A 22,923-nucleotide genomic window follows, 5' to 3' on the forward strand; every position below is an offset into this window, starting at 1 on the left:
TCCCTCGAGTCCCGACCCTTCCCGAACGTCAGGCGGGAACCGGCCATCCCGCGCGCCGCAGGGCGTCCGTCGCGGCGCCCTCGGCGTCGAACGGCGTGCGGACTCCGTGGATCTCGCGGTAGTGCTGGTGGCCCGGTCCCGCCCACAGGATGGCGTCGCCTTCGCCGACCAGCGAGACCGCCGTCGCGATGGCCTCCTCGGGCGGGGTGACCTCGTGGATGACGGCGTCCGGTCGCGCCGCGCGCGCCCCGTCGACGAGCGCACGCCGGATGACTGCGGGATCCTCCGAGCGGGGATGCTGGTCGGTCACGACGAGCACGTCGCTCCCGAGCGCCGCGACGGCGCCCATGTCGGCGCGCTTGGTGGTGTCGCGGTCGCCGTTGGCCCCGCACACCATGACGACCCGCCCGGGGGTGACCCGACGGACCGCGTCGAGGGTCTTCGCGAAGGCGTCGGGGGAGTGGCCGAAGTCGAGATACAGCGCCGGGCCGCCGGCGCCCGAGATCCGCTGGATGCGGCCGGGCAGGCGCGCGTCGATGGCGCGGTCGCCGATGAGGGCGGTCAGCGCGTCCCACTCCCAGCCCGCCTCGAGCAGCATGATGATCGCGAGGCCCGCGTTGGACGCCATGTGCGGACCGATCACCGGCACCGTCGTGGTCACCGAGCCCGCCGGGCCCGACAGCGTGAAGGTCGTGCCCTCGGGCATCTCGGCGACGAGGTCGACGCGCCAGTCGGCGGCCGCGGTCGGGTCCTCCGCGATGGCGGCGGTCAGCACCGTCGTCACCGGGATGCCGGCACGCTCGGCGATCGCCTGTCCCGCCGGCTGGTCCACGCAGACCACCGCGCGGCGCGCGCGCTCGGGGGTGAACAGGGCCGCCTTGGCGATGAGGTACTCGGTCATGTCGGCGTAGTCGTCGAGGTGATCGTGCGACAGGTTCGTGAACCCGGCGACGTCGAAGACGAGACCGTCGACGCGGTGCCGGGTGAGCGCCTGCGCGCTGACCTCGACCAGGATCGCCTGGACGTCCTTCTCGCGCATGAGTGCGATCAGGGCGTGCATCTCGGATGCCTCGGGGGTCGTCAGCCGTGAGGGGATGACTTCGCCCGCGATGTGGCGCTCCGCCGTCGACGACAGACCCGTCGTGACGCCGAGACCGTGCAGCATCCCCTCCATGAGGTGGGTGACGCTCGTCTTGCCGTTCGTCCCGGTGACGGCCAGGAGCGGCGGGAGGTCGGCATCCGCTCCCGTTCCGTAGACGAGTGCGGAGAGTCCGCCCAGGCGCGCCCGGGGGTCGTCGACGACGAGGACCGGGACGCTGACGCCCGCCAGGAGCGCGGCACCGTCGGCATCCGTCACCACGGCGACGGCGCCCTTCGCGATCGCGTCGGGCGCGAACTCCGCCCCGTGGCGATGTGCGCCGCGGACGGCGACGAACAACTCGCCCGCGCGCAGATCGGCGGTCGCGAGGGTCACACCGTGGACGGACACCCCCGCGAGGTCGCCCGACGCCGTCGCGCCGAGGTGGGCGGCGACGTCCTGCAGTGGCACGGCACGGGGGTGCGACGGCCGGAGGACGGGGGGAGGTGCGAAGGGGTTCTGCATGGTCCCTCCATCATCGCACCCGCCCTCCGGCCGGCCCGGGTCAGACCCGACGTCGGTTCAGCAGAGCGACGACGAGCGCCGCCGCACCGAGCACGAGAGCGCCGCCCCCGAGCCAGGTCGCGACCGGGGCGCTCGCCGCGGCCTCCGCCTCGGGAGCAGCCCCGGCCTGGCCGTGGCCGTCGCCGTGCTCGGAGGTGCCCGCGGCCGACGCCGCAGCGACGGCCACGATCGGCGCGGGGGATTCGAGCTCCTCCGGGTCCTGACCGTCCTCGGCCACCTGCGTCCAGGCCGTCTCGCCGACCTCGCACCGCTGCGTCACGGGGAACGCGATGTCGGTGTCGCCGACGTCCGAGGAGAAGAGCGCGTCGAAGGATGCCGAAGCGGCGAGGCCGTCCTCGATCGGGGTGAGCGCGGTGTACGTCACCTGCGTCGGCGTGCCGTCGTCGCCGAGGACGCGGCTGATCTTCCACACGCCGTCGACGACGGGGGTGACGTTGGCCACCCCCTCGGGGACGTCGAAGACGAGGGCCGTCGTGGGGGAGCCGTCGCAGCCGTGGCTGAACGAGAATTCCAGGCGCGACGTGGCGCCGGCGGCGGCACCGTCGGCGTGGACGTGGACGTGGGCGGATGCCGCCAGGGGGGCGGCGAGGACGAGGGCGCCGCCGAGGGCGATGCCGGTGAGGGTGAGCGCCGAACGGCGCGGGGAACGCGTGGTCATGAGTCGATGTCTCCCGAAGAGATGTGCGGGGCGCGCCCGAGGGCCGGCCCGCGCGGAAAGGTGAGGAACGTGCCGCCGTGGGCGGCCGGCTCAGCGGGGAGGTTCGCGGCGGGAGAGATCGGCCAGGGCGAGGCGCGGGCGGAGGCCCCGCGGTGTCGTGAGCGGAAGGGCCGGCGCGCGCCATCCGCCCGTCGGCGGAGCGACGACGAGGCGCAGGAGGGAGTGGATGCCGCGTGCCACGGCGCGCAGCATCCGTTCGCCGTGGCAGACCGCCGCCGCGGTGACGACCGCGGCGAGGGCGTGGCCGGCGATCATGGCGCCGTCGACCGACACGGTGCCCCCGGCGGCCGCCCCGAGCGCGAGGGCGGCGTGGTGATGGCCGGTGGCGGCGGCCGTCGGCTGGACGTCGCCGACGAGCGTGAAGTCCGAGTGGAGGAGCGCCTGCGCGGCGGCGACGGCGAGCCCTGTCCGGACGGCGGAGGGACGGGACCCCACGATCACGAGAGCGATCGGCCACGCGAGCAGCAACACCGTCGCGACGAGCCAGGGGCCGGGCGCGGTACCCCCGCCGAGGGTGTGGGCGGCCGCCGCGGTCAGGGTCGCGACCGCCGCCGCCCCGCCCGCGCGCACGACGCGCACGCGCCGCGAGTCGACGGGGCGGGGGATCACCCTCCCAGCCTAGATCCGAGACGAGCCGCGATGACGGCGGCGACGTCATCGCCGCTTCATAGCGTCCGGGGGTAGCGTGTCGGCTCGTGACCGTACTCGCATTCATCATCGGCGTCGTCGTGCTGGTGGTCGGGCTCGCCGTGTCGATCGCCCTCCACGAGGTCGGACACCTCGCCCCCGCCAAGGCGTTCGGCGTCCGCGTGGGCCAGTACATGATCGGCTTCGGCCCGACCGTGTTCTCGCGCCGTGTCGGCGAGACCGAGTACGGCTTCAAGCTCCTGCCGCTCGGCGGTTACATCTCCATGGCGGGCATGTACCCGCCCTCGGCGGTGACCACGGGCGAGGGCGTCGACGCGCGGCCGCGCCGCCGCCGCCTGTTCGAGACGCTCATCCAGGACGCCCGCACCGCCAACGACGAGACGCTGCAGGGCGACGGCGCCGGGCGTGCCTTCTACCAACTGCCGGTCTACAAGCGCGTCATCATCATGCTCGGCGGCCCCGCGATGAACCTCGTGCTCGCGATCATCCTCTTCGCGATCATGTTCTCCGGTATCGGCGTGCAGACGGCCACGACCACCGTCGCGTCGGTCAACGAGTGCGTCCTCCCGGCCGGCAGCACGCAGACCTCGTGCGCGGCGGACGATCCGGCCTCCCCGGCGGCGGCCGCCGGCATCCGTCCCGGTGACGTCCTCGTCTCGGTGGACGGCACCCCGGTCGACACCTTCGCCGAGGCGTCGGCGATCATCCAGAAGTCCCCGGACCGGCAGATCCCGGTCGTCGTCGAGCGCGGCGGCACGCGGCAGACGCTCGAGGTGACCCCGGTGCTCGCGACCCGCGAGATCGCGACGGCGAACGGCGGCACGACGACGGCCGAGGTCGGCTTCGTGGGGATGTCGGCGACCGTCGCGTTCGTGCCGCAGCCCATCTGGGACGGGCCGCAGGCAGCCCTCGCGCAGACCGGCCAGGTCGTGGGGATCATCTGGCAGCTCCCCGCCCGGGTCTACCAGACCGCCGTCGACACGATCACCGGCGCCGGTCGCGACCCGAACGGCCCCCTCTCCGTCGTCGGCGCCGGGCGACTCGCGGGCGAGGTCGCCGCGACCGAGACGCCGATCCTGAACCGCGTCTCGGGCATGCTCGCGCTGCTGGGTTCGCTCAACATCGCCCTGTTCGTGTTCAACCTCGTGCCGTTGCTCCCGCTCGACGGCGGCCACGTCGTCGTCGCGCTGTGGGATGGACTCAAGCGCGTCTGGGCGCGGATGACCGGGCGCCGCGCACCGCGTCCGGTGGACGCGACGAAGCTCGTCCCGATCACCTACATCGTCGTGATCGGCCTGATCATCATGGGCGGCACCCTGATCCTCGCCGACATCGTCAACCCCGTGCAGCTGCTGGGCTGACGGGCGGCTCAGGCCTCGACGGGGCTGAGCGCGTGCGTGACGAGCCGCTCGAGGGTGGTGAGACCGTCGCGCGAGAGGATCGACTCGAGGTGGCCCTGCACCGACGCGTACGCGGGACCGCGCAGCGCGTAGACGTCGCCGGTCCGTGCATCGGCCGACACCTCGGTCGCCCCCACGCGGGTCGTTCCCGGGGAGACGCGAGCCGTGAACGTGTTGTAGAAGCCGATGGATGCCGGGGTGCCGAAGACGTCGACGGTCTTCTGCAGGCCCTGGTGCGGGCTCGCGAGCGGCGCCAGCTCGAGTCCGAGGCGGTCGGCGAGCACCTGGTGGCTCAGGCACACCGCGAGCAGCGGCGCACCGGCATCCACCCGTTCCGCCACGATCTCGCGGAGACGGGCGATGCGGGCGCTGTCGGCGTCGCGCGGGTCGCCCGGACCCGGGCCTGAGACCACGAGGTCCGCCGCGGCGACCGCTGCGGGGGAGGCCTCGGACCAGTGCGCGATCGTCACGTCGAAGCCGAGGTGGCGCAGCTGGTGGGCGAGCATCGTCGTGAACCGGTCCTCGGCGTCCACCACGAGGGCGCGTCGCCCGGCGAGCGGACCGCGGCCCGGCTCGCCCTGGGGGTTCAGCCAGAAGGCGGCCAGGCGGGCGTTGCGCGAGGAGAGGAGCTCGGCGATGGCGGGATCCTCGGCGAGCGGCCGCGGGGCCGGGGCCGGCGCGTCCTCGTCGACGGTGCGGGCGACGACGTCGCGCGGGATCGCGCCGATCGCCCCCAGCACACCGGCCGCCTTCCCGTGGGTCTCGCCCACCTCCCCGTACGGGTCGGAGTGGCGCACGAGGGTCGCGCCCACAGGGACCCGCAGCCGGCCGTCGACGACGTACGCGGTGCGGATGAGGATCGGCGCGTCGAGGTCGTGTCCGCCGTCGGCGCGCGGCGTGAACAGAGCCGCGACGCCGGAGTAGTACCCGCGCGGGCTCTGTTCGTGGCGGGCGATGACGGTGCAGGCGTTCTGCATCGGCGAGCCGGTCACGGTGGGCGCGAACATGGTCTCGCGCAGGATGTCGCGCGGGTCCATCGTGCTCGTCCCGCGCAGCATGTACTCGGTGTGCGTCAGCCGCGACATCTCCTTGAGATGCGGGCCCGTGATGCGGCCGCCGTCGCTGCAGACCGCCGACATCATCTTGAGCTCCTCGTCGACGACCATGAAGAGCTCCTCGGTCTCCTTCGTCGAGGAGAGGAACTCGGTCAGGGTCTCGGCCGTCGCGCCGCCCGCCGGGTGGCGGAAGGTCCCCGAGATGGGGTTCATCGTCACGACGCCGCCCTGGGCGCTGACATGCGCCTCGGGGCTCGCGCCGACGGCGAGGTGGTCGGGAGTCGACACCAGGAACGTCCAGTAGGCGCCGCGCTCGTGCTCGAGCAGCGCGCGGAACCACGTCAGACCCGCCGTCAGCGGGTCGCCCCCGACCTGCGCGACGTAGTCGCGGCGGATGACGAAGTTCGCCCCCTCGCCGCGGCCGATCTCGTCGGCGATGACCCGGCGGACGATGTCGGCGTACGCCTCGTCGTCGATGTCGAAGCCCGCGTCCTCGAGGGCGACGGGCTCGGTCGGCAGCTGGGCGAGCGCGTCCGATAGGGGCAGGGAGTGCCGTTCGCCGACGACGAGGCAGCGCAGCGGAGCGCCGTCGTCGTGGCACGCGAAGCCGCGCTCGACGACCTGACGGAACGGGACGAGCGCGAGCACCTCGCGCGCGGAGCCCGCGGCATCCGTGAGGGGGATGTCGGCGAGCAGCTCGACGTCGACCACCTCGCCGGTGAGCACCTCGACGGTGGCGCCGTCGCGGGCGAGGAGGGCGAAGGGGACGCCGCGCGCGGCGAGGTCGGCGAGAATGATCGGGGCGGTGCCGGTCATGGGGGATCTTCCGTTCGGGGCGGTCGCCGGTAAACGAGAAACGACCGCCGGGCTGTCAGCTCAGGCGGTCGTCGGGATGCACGTGGCGTCCGCCTCAGGCGGAGCGCCACCACGTGCGGTTCGCGAACATGGGGCCGAACCTACCACAGGCGACCCTCGCGGCATCCTCTCGGTCAGGTGCCGTGCCCGAGCGCCCCCCGCGGCTTAGGCTGGAGCCGTGCCAGCAGTGAACATCGGGATGCCCCGCGTGCCGGAGGTCCTCGCGCCTCGTCGCAAGAGCCGTCAGATCAAGGTCGGCAAGGTTCTCGTCGGTGGCGATGCCCCTGTCAGCGTTCAGTCGATGACGACGACGCCGACCACCAACATCAACGCGACGCTGCAGCAGATCGCCGAGCTCACCGCCTCCGGGTGCGAGATCGTGCGTGTGGCCGTGCCGTCGCAGGATGACGCGGACGTCCTCCACATCATCGCCGCGAAGAGCCAGATCCCGGTGATCGCCGACATCCACTTCCAGCCGAAGTACGTGTTCCAGGCGATCGACGCCGGCTGCGCGGCCGTGCGCGTGAACCCCGGCAACATCCGCAAGTTCGACGACCAGGTCGGCGCGATCGCCAAGGCGGCCCAGGCCGCCGGGGTGTCGCTGCGCATCGGCGTCAACGCCGGGTCCCTCGACCGGCGCCTGCTCGAGAAGTACGGCAAGGCGACGCCCGAGGCCCTCGTCGAGAGCGCCGTGTGGGAGGCATCCCTCTTCGAGGAGCACGACTTCCACGACTTCAAGATCTCGGTCAAGCACAACGACCCCGTCGTCATGGTGAAGGCCTACCGTCAGCTCGCCGAACGGGGCGACTGGCCGCTCCACCTCGGCGTCACCGAGGCGGGCCCCGCCTTCCAGGGCACGATCAAGAGCGCGACCGCGTTCGGCATCCTGCTCGGCGAGGGCATCGGCGACACGATCCGTGTCTCGCTGTCGGCGCCGCCCGCCGAAGAGGTCAAGGTCGGCCACCAGATCCTCCAATCGCTGAACCTCCGCGAGCGCAAGCTCGAGATCGTGTCCTGCCCGTCGTGCGGCCGCGCGCAGGTCGACGTCTACACCCTCGCCGACAACGTCACCGAGGGCCTCAAGGACATGACGGTTCCGCTCCGCGTCGCGGTCATGGGCTGCGTCGTGAACGGTCCGGGCGAGGCCCGCGAGGCCGACCTCGGCGTCGCGTCGGGCAACGGCAAGGGGCAGATCTTCGTCAAGGGCGAGGTCATCAAGACCGTCCCCGAAGAGGACATCGTCGCCACCCTCATCGAGGAGGCCAACCGCCTCGCCGACGAGATGGGGCCGGATGCGCCCCTCGGAACGGCGCAGGTCGGCACCTCCTGACGCGCCGCGGATGCCGGGCGGTCCCGGCATCCGCTGTTTTCGTCAGCTCCAGAGGGAGTGGTAGGCGTTGATCGCCGGCTGCCCGCCCAGGTGCGCATAGAGGACGGTCGAGTCCTTCGGGATGTCGCCGCTCTTCACGAGGTCGATGAGACCGGCGAGCGACTTGCCCTCGTAGACGGGGTCGGTGATCATCGCCTCGAGCTGCGCGCCGAGCGCCATCGCCGCCATCGTGGAATCCACCGGGATGCCGTAGAGGTCGCCGGCCCACCCCTCGAGCACCTGGATCTCGTCGTCGCGCAGGTCGCGGCCGACTTCGATGAGTTCCGCGGTGTGGCGTGCGATCCTGGCGACCTGGTCGCGCGTCCTCTGCAGCGTCGCGGAGGCGTCGATGCCGATGACCCGTCGGGTCACCCCGGTCAGCTCCTCGAGGGCGGCGAAGCCCGCGATCATGCCGGCGTGCGTCGAGCCGGTCACCGTGCAGACGATGATCGTGTCGAAGAAGACGCCCAGCTGCTTCTCCTGCTCGGCCACCTCGAAGGCCCAGTTCGCGAAGCCGAGGCCGCCGAGGCGGTGCTCGGAGGCTCCGGCGGGGATGGGGTAGGGGGTGCCACCGGCATCCTCCACCTCCTGCAGCGCCTGCTTCCAGGAGTCACGGATGCCGATGTCGAACCCGGCATCGTCGAGGCGGGAGTCCGCGCCCATCATGCGCGAGAGCAGGATGTTGCCGACCTTGTCGTTGACGGGCTCGTCCCACGGGACCCACTTCTCCTGGACGAGCCGAGCCTTCAGACCCAGGTGCGCGGCGACCGCGGCCACCTGACGCGTGTGGTTGGACTGGTACCCGCCGATCGAGACGATCGTGTCGGCGCCGCTGGCCAGGACGTCGGGGACGATGTACTCGAGCTTGCGGGTCTTGTTGCCGCCGAACGCGAGTCCGCTCGAGACGTCTTCGCGCTTGGCCCAGATCTCGGCTCCGCCGAGGTGCTGGGTGAGGCGCTTCAGGTGCTGCAGAGGGCTCGGGCCGAAGGTCAGCGGGTGGCGCGGGAACTGGTCGAGGATCACGGGGTCTCCGGGGTGGTGTCGGTGAGCAGGTCGAGCCAGAGGCCTTCGGCCACGGCTGCCGCGGCCTGCGCGTCGCGCGCCGCGCAGTGGCGGATGAGCTCGGCATGGCGGGCGGCGGAGGCGGTCGCGTCGTTCGAGGCGAAGCGCAGGCGCTCGGCACGTTCGAGGACCGGTCCGTAGAGGGCGAGGACGGTGCGCACGGCCTTGTTGTCGGCGCGGTCGACGGCGACGGCGTGGAACGCGTGGTCGGCAGCGAGGGCGGCGGACGTGTCACCCGCGTCGTGTGCGGTGACGAACGCGTCGTTCGCCTGACGCATCCGGTCGATGTCGTCGTCGGTGAACCGGGGTGTCGCCTCGACGACCGCGACCCGGTGCATCGCGGCGACGACCGCCGCGGCATCCCGGACGTCGTCGTCGTCGACGGGAGCGACGACGGTCGACCGGCCCGGGAGGGCGAGGACGAGGCCGGAGCGGGCCAGGTCGAGGAGCGCTTCACGGACGGGGGTGCGGGAGACCCCGAGCCACGTGGCAAGCTCGACGTCGCGCAGCTGCTCGCCGGGGGCGAGGGTCCCGTCGACGATCGCGTCGCGCAGTCTCGCGCGGACTTCGTCGCGCAGCAGCCCGCGCGGGGGAAGGGAGGTCGAGGGCACCGGCATGCAATATATTGCACACCCGACGGCGGCCGGACGCAAATCGGCGCGCTCAGGCGGGCGCGAAATCGACCTTTCCGGAGGCGACGTCGGCGGCGACGAGGCGCACCCGGATCGTCGCGCCGGGCTCGGCGTCGACCCCCGCGACCGTCGTCTCGAGGGGCGGGACCGTCAGGGCGACCCGCCCGCCGTTCTCGCGGCGACGGAGCACGACGGCGTCGAAGACCTCGCCCTCGCGACCGCGGAGGACCGCCGCGGCGACGTGCTCGATCGCGGCGGCGTCCACCTGCGACGCGACGCGCGAGGATCGTTCCATCGCCTCGGGCAGCTCCGTCAGCGACCCGCGCACCTCGGCCGGCACCTCCTCGCCGTTCGCGAGCGCGTGGCACACGAGCAGCGACCAGCGATCGACGAGGCGCCGCAGCGGCGCGGTCGTGTGCGCGTAGGGCGCGGCGATGGCCGCCTGCGTCGCGAGGTCCGGTACCTCGCCGTCGAGGACGGTGTACCCCGCTCCGCGGAAGAGGCCCGCGGCCTGCTCGCGGATCGCGCGGCCGACCGGGGTCCGCGGCAGATCGCGGAGGTAGTCGCCGTAGGGGACGTCCGGGTGCCACGGCACGCCGAGCCCGACGGTCTGCGCGCGGAACGCCGCGACGTCCTCCTCGGATGCCGGAGGCATCGTCCGGAGTATGCCCACCTTGCCGGCGAGCATGATCTCCGCGGCGGCCATCCCGGTCAACAGCGACACCTGGGCGTTCGCGTCCTCGAGCGGCACGCCCTCGTCGGCCTGCAGGTCGTACCCCTCCGGCGTCGCCACGACCCGGATCTCGGGCAGGTTCAGGCTGGCGCCGCCGCGCTCGCTCTCGCGCCGGGCGCGCTCGTCGCCGAACCACACGAGGTGCTGGATCGTCTCGGGGGCGTCGCCGCGCCCCAGCGCCGCCTGCGCGTCGACGTACGACCACTGCGCGCGGGACCGGATGACCCCGCGTGCGAGCGTGACGGCGGCCGGGCGGGCACCGGCATCCAGCTCGAAACGCCAGACGAAGGCGCGCCGGTCGCGATCCGGTAGCAACGAGGCCGCGTCCTCGCTGAGGACGGCCGGGTGCAGCGGGATGCGGCCATCGGGCGCGTAGACGGTCTGGCCGCGCCGCCGCGCCTCCGCGTCGACGGCGCCGCCCATCGGCACGAACGCGGGCACGTCGGCGATCGCGTAGTGCAGGATGCCGCCGCCGTCCGGAGTCCGCTCGAGGTGGACGGCCTGGTCGAGGTCGGTCGAGCCCTCGGGGTCGATCGTGAGGAACGGGATGCCGCGCAGGTCGGCGAGCTCCGCGGACGCCGACACCGGGACCTCGCGTGCCGCCCGCTCCGCCGCGGCCTGGACCTCGGCGGGGAAGGCGCCCGGCAGATCGAACCGCTCGCGCAGTGCGCCGAGTGCGGCACTCAGTTCCGACTGGACGGGGGAGACGAGGCGAGCGCGGCGGGAGGGCACGCGGTCAGTGTAGGCCGGGCTGCCTCAGCGTGTTCCTCGGTTGCGTCCAGGGCGCCCATAACGTCAACGCATACCGTGAGCGGCATGAGCAAGCTCTCGCGACTGATCGGCCTGGCCGCCAAAGCCCTCGACTCGTCCTCGTCGTCGTCCGCCTCGTCGTCCCGGCAGGGTTCGTCAGCGGGGGACTGGCGCGGCATGGTCCGCTCCGCCGCGGACGCGCTCACGGGCGACGGGCGCGGCGCTCCGCCGTCGCCCGCGCACAATCCCGACGTGCGTTCGGCGGGCACCCCGGTGGGTCTGACTCCGCCGGCGGCAGGAGCGCCGGCATCCGCCTCGCACAGCCCTCTGTCGGCGGCCGATCGCCAGGCGGTCGCGCGGTACGACTACCTGCTGCAGACGGCGGACCCCCACCAGATCGAGCAGATCCACCGTGAGGCGTTCGCCCGTCTCACTCCGGAGCAGCGCGCGCACGTGCAGGCGCGGATGGCCGCGGAGCTGCCCGCCCACGAGCGCCCGCGATCGGCGTCACCGGATGACCTCGCCCGCGCGGCGGCACGGGGCGAGGCGACGCGCCCGGGCCTGCTCAAGGGTCTCCTGGCGCGGGCCGGGACGGGCGGTGGCGCGGCCCGCGTCGCCGGTGGTGCGGCGATCGGCGCCGGTGTCGGCATCCTCGGCGCGGTCGCCGCAGGCGCCGTCGTCACCTCGGTGGCGGGGCCCCTGCTGGCACAGGCTGTCGGCATGGGTGTCGACTTCGATGCGCTCGCCGCAGGCGTCGACCTCGACGGCATGGCGGGAGAGGCGCTCTCCGATGCGGGTGAGCAGGTCTCCGGCCTCGGGGAGCAGGTCTCGGGCTTCGGGGAGAACCTCGGCGGCTTGGGGCTGCCGGGACTCGACGACATCTTCGGCCGCTGAATCCTCGCGCGCGTGGGTGCGCTCTCTTAAGGTCGCCTCATGAGCACTCGGGGGAGCGGTACACGTCGTCGGATCACCGGAACGAGCCTGGCGGCTGCGGCCGCCGTCCTGCTGCTGGCCGGATGTGCGGGTGCCGTCGAGGCATCCCCGTCCCCGTCTTCGGCGTCACCGTCCGCGCCGTCCGCCGGACCGTCGCCCTCGCCGGAGGAGACGGATGCCGCAGCGCAGGGCATCTCGGCGACGTGCGATGACCTGCTCGCCGACCCGTCGCTCAGCGAGGTGACGGACCCCGCGGACGCGGTCGAACCCGACGGCCTGTGGTCGACGGCGGCGGAGGTGGCGGGCGGGCTCGTGTGCGGGTTCGACTCCTCCCAGCTGTCGGGCACGATCGTTGCGCTGCCCGCCGACCGAGCCGGGTCGCTGGCCGCCGCGGCGGAGGCCGAATGCGCCCCGTCCTACGATGCCGTCGAATGCATCGGGACGGGTGCCGCGGACGGGATGACCGTCGCCGTGTCGTTCCTCACCGTGGAGCAGACGCAGGCGCAGACCGATCTCGTGACGCGACTGCGCGACGCCGCGCTCGACGCGGTGCGCGCCGCCGACCGGGCGCCGCTCGCCGAGCCGGCGGCCCTGCCCCCGTCGTGCACCGAGCTCGGCGACGCCATCGACCCGTCCGCCGTGCTGCGCGCCGAGGAGGTGTTCCCGGAGCCGATCATGGAGGGCGACGTCCCGTTCGACCGGCGGACCGTCGAGGCGGCGGAGCTCGTGCGGGCCTGCGACTGGTCCGAGTTGACCGACTCCCGAGAGCTGCAGGTCGTCATCGTCCCGGGTGGAGCGGAGAAGTGGGACGAGGTGAGCGACCGGCTCGGCGGCACGGCTGCGTCCGTCGACGGCGCCGACGCCACCGAGGTTCAGGAGGACAACCGCGTCCGGCTCCTCGTCCGCGGGAGTGTCGACCTGATCCTGGTCGAAGGCCGGTTCGGGGATCCCGAGCGAGCCGTCAGCCCGGAGGATCTCCGGACGGTGGCGCAGAAGCTCCTCGCCCTCAGCTGACCTCGCCGCCGACCCCGCCGGCGTCGTCGCCGGCGTCGAGCGACACCCGGACCGCGACCTCGAGCGCGTCGACGAGGCGGTCGAAGGGCAGCGACGGCGCGTCGCCGGGCCCGGTGCCGTCCGCCCACGGGAGGTGGACGAATCCCGCGCGCACCGGGGCACCGTCCGTGGCGTGCAGGGCGGCGTACATCACCGCGTTGCAGACGAACGTGCCGGCCGTGTGCGAGACGGTGGACGGGATGCCGCGGTTCCCGAGCGCCGCACCGATCGCCTTGACGGGGAGTGTCGCGAAGTACGCCGCGGGTCCGCCGTCGACGACGGGGGCGTCCTGGGGGCGGTGGCCCGCGTTGTCGGGGATGCGGGCGTCGGCCAGGTTCACGGCCACGCGTTCGGGGGTCACGGCCGCACGACCGCCGGCCAGACCCGTGGCGACCACGACATCCGGTCGATGCTCCTCGAGGAGCGCGGCCAGACGTGCCGTCGCACCGTCGAAGGCGACGGGCAGCACCTCGGTGATGAGGCGCTCGGGTCCGCGCCAGCGCGCGGCGAGTGCGCGGACGGCATCCTCCGACGGGTTCACCGCGTCGCCGGCGAACGGTTCGAATCCGGTCAGGAGGACGGTGCGCATCCCTTCAGGCTAAGCGCCCCGCCGCCACGGCGTCCCGGCCCGCGCACCTAGACTTGACCCTCGTGGTCACCCGTCTCTCGACATACTTCCTCCGCACGCTCCGCGAAGACCCGGCCGACGCCGAGGTCACGAGTCACCGCCTGTTGGTGCGCGCCGGCTACATCCGCCGCGCCGCCCCCGGCGTCTTCACCTGGCTGCCGCTCGGCCTGCGGGTGAAGGCGAAGCTCGAGCAGATCATCCGCGAGGAGATGGCGAACGCGGGGGCCTTCGAGGTCCACTTCCCCGCGCTGCTGCCGCGCGAGCCGTACGAGCAGTCCGGACGCTGGACCTCCTACGGCGACGGGATCTTCCGCCTGCAGGACCGCAAGGGCGCCGATTACCTGCTCGCTCCCACGCACGAGGAGATGTTCACGCTCCTCGTGAAGGACCTGTACTCCTCGTACAAGGATCTGCCGCTGACGATCTTCCAGATCCAGGACAAGTACCGGGATGAGGCGCGTCCCCGCGCGGGCCTGCTGCGCGGCCGTGAGTTCACGATGAAGGACGCCTACTCGTTCGACTACACCGACGAAGGGCAGGACGTCTCGTACCAGTCGCAGCGCGACGCGTACGAGCGGATCTTCACGCGCCTCGGCCTGGAGTACGTCATCGTCGCCGCCGACAACGGACTGATGGGCGGTGCGCGCAGCGAGGAGTTCCTGCACCCGATCGCCGTCGGCGAGGACACCTTCGTCCGGTCCGCGGGCGGCTACGCGGCCAACGTCGAGGCCTTCACGACGGTCGTGCCCGACGCCCTTCCGCTGCCCGACGGCGCCCCGGTCGTCTTCGACTCCCCGGACACCCCGACGATCGACACGCTCGTCGCGCACGCCAACGCCCACCTCGACGCCCCGGCGCCCGGCATCGCCGGTCCCGCGACGGACGGCGCTGACACCTGGACGGCGGCCCACACGCTGAAGAACGTCGTCCTCGCCCTCACGCACCTCGACGGCACGCGCGAACTCGTGATCGTCGGCCTGCCCGGCGACCGCGACGTGGACGACAAGCGGGCGGAGGTCGCCTTCGCACCCGCCGCCGTCGAAGCGGCGACCGAGGCCGACTTCGCGAAGCACCCCGGCCTCGTGAAGGGGTACATCGGACCCTGGTCGCCGAACGGTCCGGTCCTCGGCGAGCAGTCGTCCACCGGCATCCGCTACCTCGTCGACCCCCGCGTCGTCGAGGGCACCGCCTGGGTCACCGGCGCGAACGAGCACGAGAAGCACGCCCACTCCGTCGTCGCGGGCCGCGACTTCACGCCCGACGGCGTCATCGACATCTCGGACGTCCGGGCCGGCGACCCCGCCCCCGACGGTTCGGGGCCGGTCGAGCTCGCGCGCGGCATGGAGATCGGGCACGTCTTCCAGCTGGGACGCTTCTTCGCCGAGACGCTGGGGCTCAAGGTCCTCGACGAGAACGGCAAGCTCGTGACGGTGACGATGGGCTCGTACGGCATCGGCGTGACCCGCATCCTCGCGATCCTCGCGGAGCTCAACAACGACGACCGCGGCCTCATCTGGCCCGAGTCGATCGCGCCGTTCGACGTGCACGTCGTCGCGACCGGTCGCGACGCGGTGGCGTTCGAGCTCGCCGAGAAGCTCGCCGCCGACCTCGAGGCCGCGGGCCGCGACGTGCTGCTCGACGACCGGCCGAAGGTCTCGCCGGGCGTGAAGTTCGGCGACGCCGAGCTGGTCGGCGTGCCGTGGATCCTCATCGTCGGACGCGGCGCCGCCGACGGCCAGGTCGAGCTGTGGGATCGCCGCTCGGGCGAGCGGTCGACCCTGGCCGCCGCCGACGCGATCGCGGCGCTCACCGCCTGAGCTGCGGCATCCGTTCTCATCCGTTCACCCGACGGATGCCGGATCGTGACAGCCTGGGGAGATGTCGCCGAGTCCCACCTCTTCCCTCGACGGTGACGTCACCGACGCCGTCCGTGCCCTCCTGACCGACGCCGGGGTGACCGACGACGCCGATCTCGTGGCCCGCATCCTCGTGACGGGACTCGGGATGGGGGTCGACGACACCGACCGGCTCGACCTGAAGATCGCGTCGGCGGCGCTGTCGGAGATGCGCTCCGCGTTCGGGCTGTTCGCGCCCTACCGCGGGACGCCGAAGGTGACGATCTTCGGCTCGGCGCGCACCCGGGCGAACGACCCGCTGTATCGCGCGGCCGCCGAGATCGCCGGCGCGCTCGCGCAGCGCGGCTGGATGATCGTGACCGGCGCCGGTCCCGGCATCATGCAGGCCGCGGCGGAGGGCGCGGGTCCCGAGCACTCGCTCGGGGTGTCGATCCGGCTGCCGTTCGAGGAGAAGCCGAACGCCGTGATCGCCGAGGCGGACCGCGTCGTCGCGATGAAGTACTTCTTCACGCGCAAGCTCATGCTCGTCAAGGAGTCGCGCGGGTTCGTCTGCGTCCCGGGGGGTTTCGGCACGCTCGACGAGCTGTTCGAGCTGCTCACCCTGCAGCAGACCGGCAAGGCCGAGCCGACGCCGATCGTGCTGCTCGACGCACCCGGGGGGACGTTCTGGCAGGGACTCGAGCGGTTCGCGTCCGACCATCTCATCCCGTCGGGGGTGATCTCGCCCGGCGACCTCGACCGTGTCCTCGTGACCGATTCGGTCGCGGCGGCGGAGGCCGAGATCACCGGGTTCTGGCGCAACTACGACTCGCTGCGGTGGATCGGTTCCCGCCTCGTGCTGCGGTTGTGCGCGGAGCCGACGGATGCCGAGGTCGCAGACCTCAGCGACCGTTTCTCGCACCTGCTCACCGGGGGCCGCATCCAGCGCACCGCACCCCTGCGCCGCGAGCGTCAGGACGACGATCGGCTGGAGATGCCCCGCCTGCTCCTGGACTTCGACCGGCGCCGTATCGGCGAGCTGCACCGCCTCATCCGCGCGATCAACGCGCTCCCCTCGGCGCCCCCGGCGACGCCGCCGACCGAGCCCCACGCCGTCGGCTGATCAGAGCTTCGCGTAGCGGGTGCGGAGGAAGCTGAAGATCGCGTAGACGACGAGGCCGAGCCCCACGAGGAAGACGAGGACGGGACCGATCATCTGCGAGAGGAGGGCCTCGATGGCGGCGTCGAAGCCGCCGGCGGCCGCGGAGTCCTGCTTCACCGCCGCGACGATGAGGAGGATGCCGACGATGAGCACCGACACCCCCTTGCCGATGTAGCCGAGGATCCCCGACACGGTCACAGCGACGCCCAGCGCGCCGTCCGGGATGCGGACCTGCTTGTCGAAGGATCGGCGGACACCGATCGACGCGAAGACGAGCGCTCCGATCACGAGGCCGACGCCGGCCGCAGCGACGACGAAGACCCCGCCGGGGGTGTCCAGGAGACCGCGCGTGATCTGCTGCGCGGTGCGGTCGCCGTCGGGGCGCGCCCCCAGCGCGATGGCGACGGCGATGGCGCCGAGGGCGAGGTAGACGACAGACTGCCCGGCCGCCGAGCCGCGCCTGCCCCACGCCGCGGCATCCTTCCCCTTCACGAGGCAGGCGCGCAGGGCCTGGAACAGTCCGAGCCCGGTCAGGAGGAGGCCGAGGATCCAGACGAGCACGAGCCCGAGCGGCGCGTCCAACAGGGCCTTGAAGACCCCGGCCTGGTCCGATTCACCTCGGCCGCCGAACGAGATGACGATGACGACGACGCCGAAGACGAGGTGCACGACGCCGTTGGCGGCGTACCCGCCGCGGGCCAGGATGCGCGCGACGGGCGAGCGGCGCACGGTCTGTGCGACATCCTCCACGGCATCGGTCATCCGTCGATCTTCTCAGGTCACCCGCGATCCGATCGGGTAACGTTGACGGGATGCCGCGACGCACCGGGATGCCGGGCGTGATCGCGGCGCCGTGTTGAGCAACTGAAAAGGGAGGCACCTGTGGACATCGACCTGGGGCTGCTGAGGACTGTCGAGCGCGAGCGGGAGATCCCGTTCGAGGAACTGGTCCGGATCATCGAGCAGGCCATCCTGACCGCTTACGCGAAGCACACGTCCCCCGACGGTGAACTCCCCGAGGGCGCGCGCGCCCGGCTCGACCGCAAGACCGGTCACGTCGCCGTGTACATCCCGCTGCGCGACGAGGAGGGCGCCGTCATCGGCGAGGAGGAGTCCACGCCGGACGACTTCGGCCGGATCGCCGCCTTCGCCGCCAAGCAGGTCATCAGCCAGCGTCTGCGCGACATCGCCGACGACGCGGTGCTCGGCGAGTTCAAGGGCAAGGAGGGCGACATCGTCGCGGGCGTGGTCCAGCAGGGCCCGAACCCGCGCATGGTGCACGTCGACCTCGGCACGATCGAGGCGATCCTCCCTCCCGAGGAGCAGGTCCCCGGCGAGGACTACGCCCACGGCTCCCGCCTGCGCGTTTACGTGACCTCGGTCTCGAAGGGCCTCAAGGGGCCGCAGATCACCGTCTCGCGGACGCACCCGGGTCTCGTCCGCAAGCTCTTCGCCCTCGAGGTGCCCGAGATCGCGTCGGGTGTCGTCGAGATCGTCTCGCTCGCCCGTGAGGCCGGCCACCGCACCAAGATCGCCGTCAAGGCGAACGACCCCGCCGTCAACGCGAAGGGCGCCTGCATCGGCGAACTGGGCCGCCGCGTGCGCGCGGTCACCGAGGAGCTCGGCGGCGAGAAGATCGACATCGTCGACTACGACGAGACCCTGCCGAAGTTCGTCGCGAACGCCCTCTCGCCGGCGAAGGTCACCTCGAGCTTCGTGCTCGACCAGGCCACGAAGGCCGTGCGTGCCCTCGTCCCCGACTACCAGCTGTCGCTGGCGATCGGGAAGGAAGGCCAGAACGCCCGGCTCGCCGCGAAATTGACCGGCGCGAAGATCGACATCCAGCCCGACAGCATTCTCGACGAGTCCTGACGCGGTAGGATGGAACCTGTTCGAACGTGCGTGGGATGCCGCGCGCGTGCCCCCCGGTCCTCGTTGCTCCGCATCGTGGCCCGGGACGGTGCCCTCGTCATCGACGAGAAGGCCGTCCTGCCGGGTCGGGGCGCGTGGGTGCATGACACGGACACCTGCGTGACGACCGCTCTCAAGCGGCGGGCATTCGGACGCGCACTACGGGCATCCACTCCGCTGGACACAGCGGGACTGGATGCGCGGACCACCAGAGAATCCCTCCAGCGAAACGGCTGAACGGCTATGGACACAAAGTGAACGGCTCGAAATGAGACCCGTCCGCGAATGACGGTCCGCCCTGTCCGGGGCGGGCCCCAGACAGGAGAATTGTGGCAAAACCACGCGTGCACGAGATCGCTTCCGAGCTCGGCGTCGACAGTAAGGTCGCCCTCGCGAAGCTGAAGGAGCTCGGCGAATTCGTCAAGAGCCCCTCATCCACCATCGAGCCCCCCGTGGCTCGCAAGCTCCGCGCCGCCCTCGAGGCGGAAGGCGTGAAGGCACCTGCCGCCGCGCCCGCGAAGCCCGCGGCGAAGGCCCCGACATCCGGTGCGACCCCCGGTCCCCGCCCGTCGGCACCCAAGCCCGCCCCGGCCCCCGAGCCCGCCGCGCCTGCGGCCCCCGCTCAGCCGGCCGCTGAGAAGCCCGCACCGTCGGCACCCGAGGGCGGTGCGCCCAAGCCGGGCGCCCCCGCTCCCGCGAAGCCCGCGTCGCAGGCCCCGCGTCCCGGCGGCGCTCCGCGCCCCGGCAACAACCCCTTCGCCAGCTCGCAGGGCATGGGTCAGCGTCCCGCCGGCCCCCGCCCCGGCAACAACCCCTTCGCCTCGGCGCAGGGCATGGGCCAGCGTCCGACGCCCGGCAACATCCCGCGCCCGCAGGCGCCGCGTCCCGGTTCCCCGCGTCCGGGTGCCCCGCGTCCCGGCGGCGCCGGTCGTCCCGGTGGCGGCGGTCGTCCGGGTGCACCGTTCCAGCAGCGTCCGGGTGGTCCCGGTCGCCCCGGCGGCGGCGGCTTCGGCGCTCCGCGTCCGGGCGCCCCGGCCGGTGGTTTCGCCGGTCGTCCCGGCGGCGGCGGCGGTCGTGGTCGTGGACCCGGCGGCGGTACCGCCGGTGCCTTCGGTAAGGGCGGCGGCAAGTCGAAGCAGCGCAAGTCGCGTCGGGCGAAGCGGCAGGAATTCGAGATGCGGTCGGCGCCCGTCGTCGGCGGCGTCAACGTCCAGAAGGGCAACGGCGAGGTCATCCGGCTCCGCCGCGGCGCGTCCATCGCGGACTTCGCCGACAAGCTCGAAGCGCTGCGCGGATACACCGTCCAGCCCGGCACCCTGGTGACGATCCTCTTCAACCTCGGCGAGATGGCCACGGCCACCGAGTCGCTGGACGAGGCGACGTTCGAGATCCTCGGCGAGGAGCTCGGCTACAAGATCCAGATGGTCTCGCCCGAGGACGAGGACAAAGAGCTCCTCGAGGGCTTCGGTCTCGACCTCGAGGCCGAGCTGGAGGCGGAGAACGAGGACGACCTCGAGATCCGTCCTCCCGTGGTCACCGTCATGGGCCACGTCGACCACGGTAAGACCCGACTGCTCGACGCCATCCGCCAGACCAACGTGGTCGCAGGCGAGGCCGGCGGCATCACGCAGCACATCGGTGCGTACCAGGTCTGGACCGAGCACGAGGGCATCGAGCGCGCGATCACCTTCATCGACACCCCGGGTCACGAGGCGTTCACCGCCATGCGTGCCCGCGGTGCGCAGGTGACCGACCTCGCGATCCTCGTGGTCGCGGCCGACGACGGCATCATGCCGCAGACGGTCGAGGCGCTGAACCACGCCCAGGCGGCGAACGTGCCGATCGTGGTCGCGGTCAACAAGGTCGACAAGCCCGACGCCAACCCGGCGAAGGTCCGTCAGCAGCTCACCGAGTACGGCCTCGTGGCCGAGGAGTACGGCGGCGACGTCATGTTCGTCGACGTGTCGGCTCGTCAGGGCACGAACATCCAGGCACTGCTGGATGCCGTCCTCCTCACCGCCGACGCGGGCCTGGACCTCACGGCCAACCCGAACAAGGCGGCGCGCGGTGTCGCGATCGAAGCGAAGCTCGACAAGGGTCGCGGTTCGGTCGCCACGGTGCTGATCCAGTCCGGAACGCTCCGTGTCGGCGACGCGATCGTCGCGGGCACCGCGTACGGCCGCGTCCGCGCCATGATCGACGAGAACGGCGATGCGGTCGACGAGGCCTACCCGTCGCGTCCGGTCCAGGTGCAGGGTCTGAACTCCGTGCCCCGCGCCGGTGACGTCTTCATCGTGACCGAAGAGGACCGCATGGCCCGCCAGATCGCCGAGAAGCGTGAAGCGGTCGAGCGCAACGCGCAGCTGGCCAAGGCCCGCAAGCGCATCTCGCTCGAGGACTTCACCCGCGCTCTCGAAGAGGGCAAGGTCGAGTCGCTCAACCTCATCATCAAGGGTGACGTCTCCGGTGCCGTCGAGGCGCTCGAGGAGTCGCTGCTCAAGATCGAGGTCGACGACAGCGTCCAGCTGCGCATCATCCACCGCGGTGTCGGTGCGATCACCGAGTCGGACATCAACCTGGCGACGATCGACAACGCGATCGTCATCGGCTTCAACGTCCGTCCCGACACGAAGGCCCGCGAGCGCGCCGCCCGTGAAGGTGTCGACGTCCGGTTCTACTCGGTCATCTACAACGCGATCGACGACGTCGAGCAGTCCCTCAAGGGCATGCTCAAGCCGGAGTTCGAAGAGGTGCAGTCGGGTGTCGCCGAGATCCGCGAGGTGTTCCGCTCGTCGAAGTTCGGCAACATCGCCGGTGTCATCGTCCGCTCGGGCACGATCACGCGCAACGCCAAGGCGCGCGTCATCCGCGACGGCGTCGTGATCGCCGACGGCCTGGCCATCGAGTCGCTGCGCCGCTTCAAGGACGACGTCACCGAGGTGCGTACGGACTTCGAAGCCGGTATCGGCCTCGGCAAGTACAACGACATCCAGGTCGGCGACGAGATCGAGACGACCGAAATGGTGGAGAAGCCGCGCGGCTGATCCACGGTGTTGCTACGGACTCGGATGTCCGTCCTCGGCAAGAGCGGGGCCCCTACCCCGATTGCCTCGGACGGACATCCGAGTCCTCCGCAATTCCTCCGTCAGCCGATCGCGGCCGGGGGAGAACAAGAGGAGAAGGACTATGGCCGGGGAACGGCAGGCACGGTTGGCGGACCGCATCCGCGTGCTCATCGCGGAGCGCCTCGAGAAGGGGCTACGCGACCCGCGGCTCGGATTCGTCACGATCACCGACGTGCGCGTCACGGGCGACCTGCAGCACGCGTCGGTCTTCTACACGGTCTACGGCGACGACGAGGCCCGCGAGGGCACGGCTGCGGCGCTGAAGGCCGCGACGGGGATGCTGCGCAGCGAGGTCGGGCGACAGCTCGGCACGCGCCTCACGCCGTCGCTGGAGTTCATCCTCGACGGGCTGCCCGAGAACGCCGGCCACATCGAGGACCTGCTGCGCGAGGCGCGTGAGCGCGACGCGGCCGTGGCGGCCACCGCCGCCGGCGGAACCTACGCCGGCGAGGCGGACCCGTACGTCAAGCCGCGCGAGAGCGACGACGAGGACTGAGCGGTCCGGTCAGCGAGGCAGGTGCAGGGCACCGTCCGTGACCTCCACCAGCCCGTCGGCGATCAACGAGTCGACGGCCCGGTCGCGCTGAGCGGCATCGGGCCACTCCGAGGCCACCTCGTCCGCAGGGACGGGGTGGCCTTCGGCGTCCCGCAGCGCCTTCAGGATCGCTCCGCGGGCCTGACGGTCGCTGCCCTCGTAGCGCGCCTGCTTGCGCCGGTCGTCGCCGGTGTCGGGGTATCCCGCCGCCCGCCAGGCGCAGACGGCCGTGAGCGGGCACGCCTCGCACCGCGGCGCACGCGCCGTGCAGACGATCGCGCCCAGCTCCATCGCGGCGGCGTTCACGACCGCGGCGTCCTCGTCGTCCGCGGGGAGGATCGCCGCCATCGCCGCGAGGTCCGCCTTCGCGGGCGGTCCGGGCTGCGACCGGCCGTCGACGGCGCGCGCCAGGACGCGACGGGTGTTGGTGTCGACGACCGGATGCCGGTCCCCGTACGCGAACACTGCCACCGCGCGGGCCGTGTAGTCGCCGATCCCGGTGAGGGCGAGCAGGGCGTCCACGTCGCGGGGGACGACGCCGTCGTGCCGGTCCCGGATCTGCGTCGCCGCGCGGTGCAGCCACAGCGCCCGGCGGGGGTAGCCGAGGTTCGCCCACAGCCGCACCGCGTCGGACGGGGGAGCGGCCGCGAGGTCGGCGGGGGTGGGCCAGCGCGCGAGCCACTCCTCGAGCCGCGGGACGACCCGCGACACGGGCGTCTGCTGCAGCATGAACTCGCTGACGAGCGTGCCCCACGCGCCGAAGCCGTCGCGCCGCCAGGGCAGGTCGCGGGCGTTCTCGCGGTACCACGCGATGAGCGGCGAGGCGAGGTCGGGCACCGCTCCAGCCTAGGCTGGA

The 22,923-nt window shown here is 72.3% G+C and carries 20 protein-coding genes; 10 read left to right on the forward strand and 10 right to left on the reverse strand.

All coding sequences use genetic code 11. The features are described 5' to 3' along the window. Nucleotides 1–28: 28 nt before the first annotated feature. The 3 genes from ACPEH2_RS01525 to ACPEH2_RS01535 form a co-directional block, all read right to left on the reverse strand. Nucleotides 29–1,603 (reverse strand): Mur ligase family protein, encoded by a 1,575-nt coding sequence (locus tag ACPEH2_RS01525; protein ID WP_359917961.1) that lies wholly within the window; start codon nt 1,601–1,603, stop codon nt 29–31. 40 nt (nt 1,604–1,643) lie between these two features. Next, entirely contained in the window at nt 1,644–2,321 is a 678-nt protein-coding gene (locus tag ACPEH2_RS01530; RefSeq protein ID WP_359917960.1) for a DUF1775 domain-containing protein, read from the reverse strand. Between the two features lie 90 nt (nt 2,322–2,411). Then, a complete protein-coding gene (locus ACPEH2_RS01535) occupies nt 2,412–2,990 on the reverse strand; it encodes a hypothetical protein (protein ID WP_423718060.1) in 579 nt (192 codons plus the stop codon). Nucleotides 2,991–3,076: 86 nt separating this feature from the next. On the opposite strand from ACPEH2_RS01535, the gene ACPEH2_RS01540 reads away from it, so the two are divergent. Beyond that, nucleotides 3,077–4,390 (forward strand): M50 family metallopeptidase, encoded by a 1,314-nt coding sequence (locus tag ACPEH2_RS01540; RefSeq protein WP_359917957.1) that lies wholly within the window; start codon nt 3,077–3,079, stop codon nt 4,388–4,390. Between the two features lie 8 nt (nt 4,391–4,398). Here ACPEH2_RS01540 and ACPEH2_RS01545 read toward each other — a convergent pair whose 3' ends face one another. Beyond that, nucleotides 4,399–6,300 carry a chorismate-binding protein gene (locus ACPEH2_RS01545; protein WP_359917955.1) on the reverse strand — a complete coding sequence of 634 codons (1,902 nt, stop codon included), beginning with the start codon at nt 6,298–6,300 and terminating at the stop codon, nt 4,399–4,401. Between the two features lie 238 nt (nt 6,301–6,538). Between ACPEH2_RS01545 and ispG the strand changes: the two genes are divergently transcribed. Beyond that, a complete protein-coding gene (gene ispG / locus ACPEH2_RS01550; RefSeq protein ID WP_359918295.1) occupies nt 6,539–7,669 on the forward strand; it encodes a flavodoxin-dependent (E)-4-hydroxy-3-methylbut-2-enyl-diphosphate synthase in 1,131 nt (376 codons plus the stop codon). Between the two features lie 42 nt (nt 7,670–7,711). On the opposite strand, the gene ACPEH2_RS01555 is transcribed toward ispG, so the two are convergent. From ACPEH2_RS01555 to ACPEH2_RS01565, 3 genes are read right to left on the reverse strand one after another with little or no spacing between them, the layout of a single operon-like run. Beyond that, the gene (locus ACPEH2_RS01555) at nt 7,712–8,731 is read right to left on the reverse strand and encodes a 1-aminocyclopropane-1-carboxylate deaminase (RefSeq protein WP_423718061.1); all 1,020 of its coding nucleotides are present in this window, start codon (nt 8,729–8,731) and stop codon (nt 7,712–7,714) included. Further along, nucleotides 8,728–9,387 carry a GntR family transcriptional regulator gene (locus ACPEH2_RS01560; protein WP_423718062.1) on the reverse strand — a complete coding sequence of 220 codons (660 nt, stop codon included), beginning with the start codon at nt 9,385–9,387 and terminating at the stop codon, nt 8,728–8,730. The genes ACPEH2_RS01555 and ACPEH2_RS01560 overlap by 4 nt, the downstream gene beginning before the upstream one ends. Nucleotides 9,388–9,433: 46 nt before the next feature. Then, a complete protein-coding gene (locus ACPEH2_RS01565; protein ID WP_217531193.1) occupies nt 9,434–10,867 on the reverse strand; it encodes an RNB domain-containing ribonuclease in 1,434 nt (477 codons plus the stop codon). Between the two features lie 84 nt (nt 10,868–10,951). On the opposite strand from ACPEH2_RS01565, the gene ACPEH2_RS01570 reads away from it, so the two are divergent. Together ACPEH2_RS01570 and ACPEH2_RS01575 are read left to right on the forward strand one after the other, a co-directional pair. Beyond that, entirely contained in the window at nt 10,952–11,779 is an 828-nt protein-coding gene (locus ACPEH2_RS01570; protein ID WP_423718063.1) for a cation-transporting ATPase, read from the forward strand. A 39-nt stretch (nt 11,780–11,818) separates the two neighbouring features. Further along, nucleotides 11,819–12,832, forward strand: coding sequence for a hypothetical protein (locus ACPEH2_RS01575; RefSeq protein WP_423718064.1), 1,014 nt, complete (start codon nt 11,819–11,821; stop codon nt 12,830–12,832). On the opposite strand, the gene pcp is transcribed toward ACPEH2_RS01575, so the two are convergent. After that, nucleotides 12,825–13,460 carry a pyroglutamyl-peptidase I gene (gene pcp, locus ACPEH2_RS01580; RefSeq protein WP_423718065.1) on the reverse strand — a complete coding sequence of 212 codons (636 nt, stop codon included), beginning with the start codon at nt 13,458–13,460 and terminating at the stop codon, nt 12,825–12,827. The two genes, ACPEH2_RS01575 and pcp, sit on opposite strands and share 8 nt — an antisense overlap. 62 nt (nt 13,461–13,522) lie before the next feature. Here pcp and ACPEH2_RS01585 point away from each other — a divergent pair, with 62 nt between their 5' ends. Together ACPEH2_RS01585 and ACPEH2_RS01590 are read left to right on the forward strand one after the other, a co-directional pair. Beyond that, nucleotides 13,523–15,316, forward strand: a complete 1,794-nt coding sequence (locus tag ACPEH2_RS01585) for a proline--tRNA ligase (protein ID WP_423718066.1) — start codon at nt 13,523–13,525, stop codon at nt 15,314–15,316. 61 nt (nt 15,317–15,377) lie between these two features. Beyond that, entirely contained in the window at nt 15,378–16,457 is a 1,080-nt protein-coding gene (locus ACPEH2_RS01590; protein ID WP_423718067.1) for a TIGR00730 family Rossman fold protein, read from the forward strand. On the opposite strand, the gene ACPEH2_RS01595 is transcribed toward ACPEH2_RS01590, so the two are convergent. Then, nucleotides 16,458–17,258, reverse strand: a complete 801-nt coding sequence (locus ACPEH2_RS01595; protein ID WP_253035990.1) for a DUF1206 domain-containing protein — start codon at nt 17,256–17,258, stop codon at nt 16,458–16,460. A 120-nt stretch (nt 17,259–17,378) separates the two neighbouring features. Here ACPEH2_RS01595 and nusA point away from each other — a divergent pair, with 120 nt between their 5' ends. From nusA to rbfA, 4 genes are all read left to right on the forward strand, one after another. Further along, nucleotides 17,379–18,368: a transcription termination factor NusA gene (gene nusA, locus ACPEH2_RS01600; RefSeq protein WP_217531199.1), complete on the forward strand. Its 990-nt coding sequence runs from the start codon at nt 17,379–17,381 to the stop codon at nt 18,366–18,368. Between the two features lie 9 nt (nt 18,369–18,377). Further along, entirely contained in the window at nt 18,378–18,644 is a 267-nt protein-coding gene (locus tag ACPEH2_RS01605; protein ID WP_217531200.1) for a YlxR family protein, read from the forward strand. A 92-nt stretch (nt 18,645–18,736) separates the two neighbouring features. Further along, entirely contained in the window at nt 18,737–21,451 is a 2,715-nt protein-coding gene (gene infB, locus ACPEH2_RS01610; protein WP_197471562.1) for a translation initiation factor IF-2, read from the forward strand. A gap of 142 nt (nt 21,452–21,593) precedes the next feature. Further along, a complete protein-coding gene (gene rbfA, locus ACPEH2_RS01615; protein WP_253036074.1) occupies nt 21,594–22,028 on the forward strand; it encodes a 30S ribosome-binding factor RbfA in 435 nt (144 codons plus the stop codon). Between the two features lie 9 nt (nt 22,029–22,037). Here rbfA and ACPEH2_RS01620 read toward each other — a convergent pair whose 3' ends face one another. After that, on the reverse strand, nt 22,038–22,904 hold the full coding sequence (locus tag ACPEH2_RS01620) for an A/G-specific adenine glycosylase (protein ID WP_423718068.1): 867 nt from the start codon (nt 22,902–22,904) through the stop codon (nt 22,038–22,040). Nucleotides 22,905–22,923 lie beyond the last annotated feature (19 nt).

Source organism: Microbacterium sp. NPDC064942, assembly GCF_049545525.1.
GTDB lineage: Bacteria > Actinomycetota > Actinomycetes > Actinomycetales > Microbacteriaceae > Microbacterium > Microbacterium gawkjiense.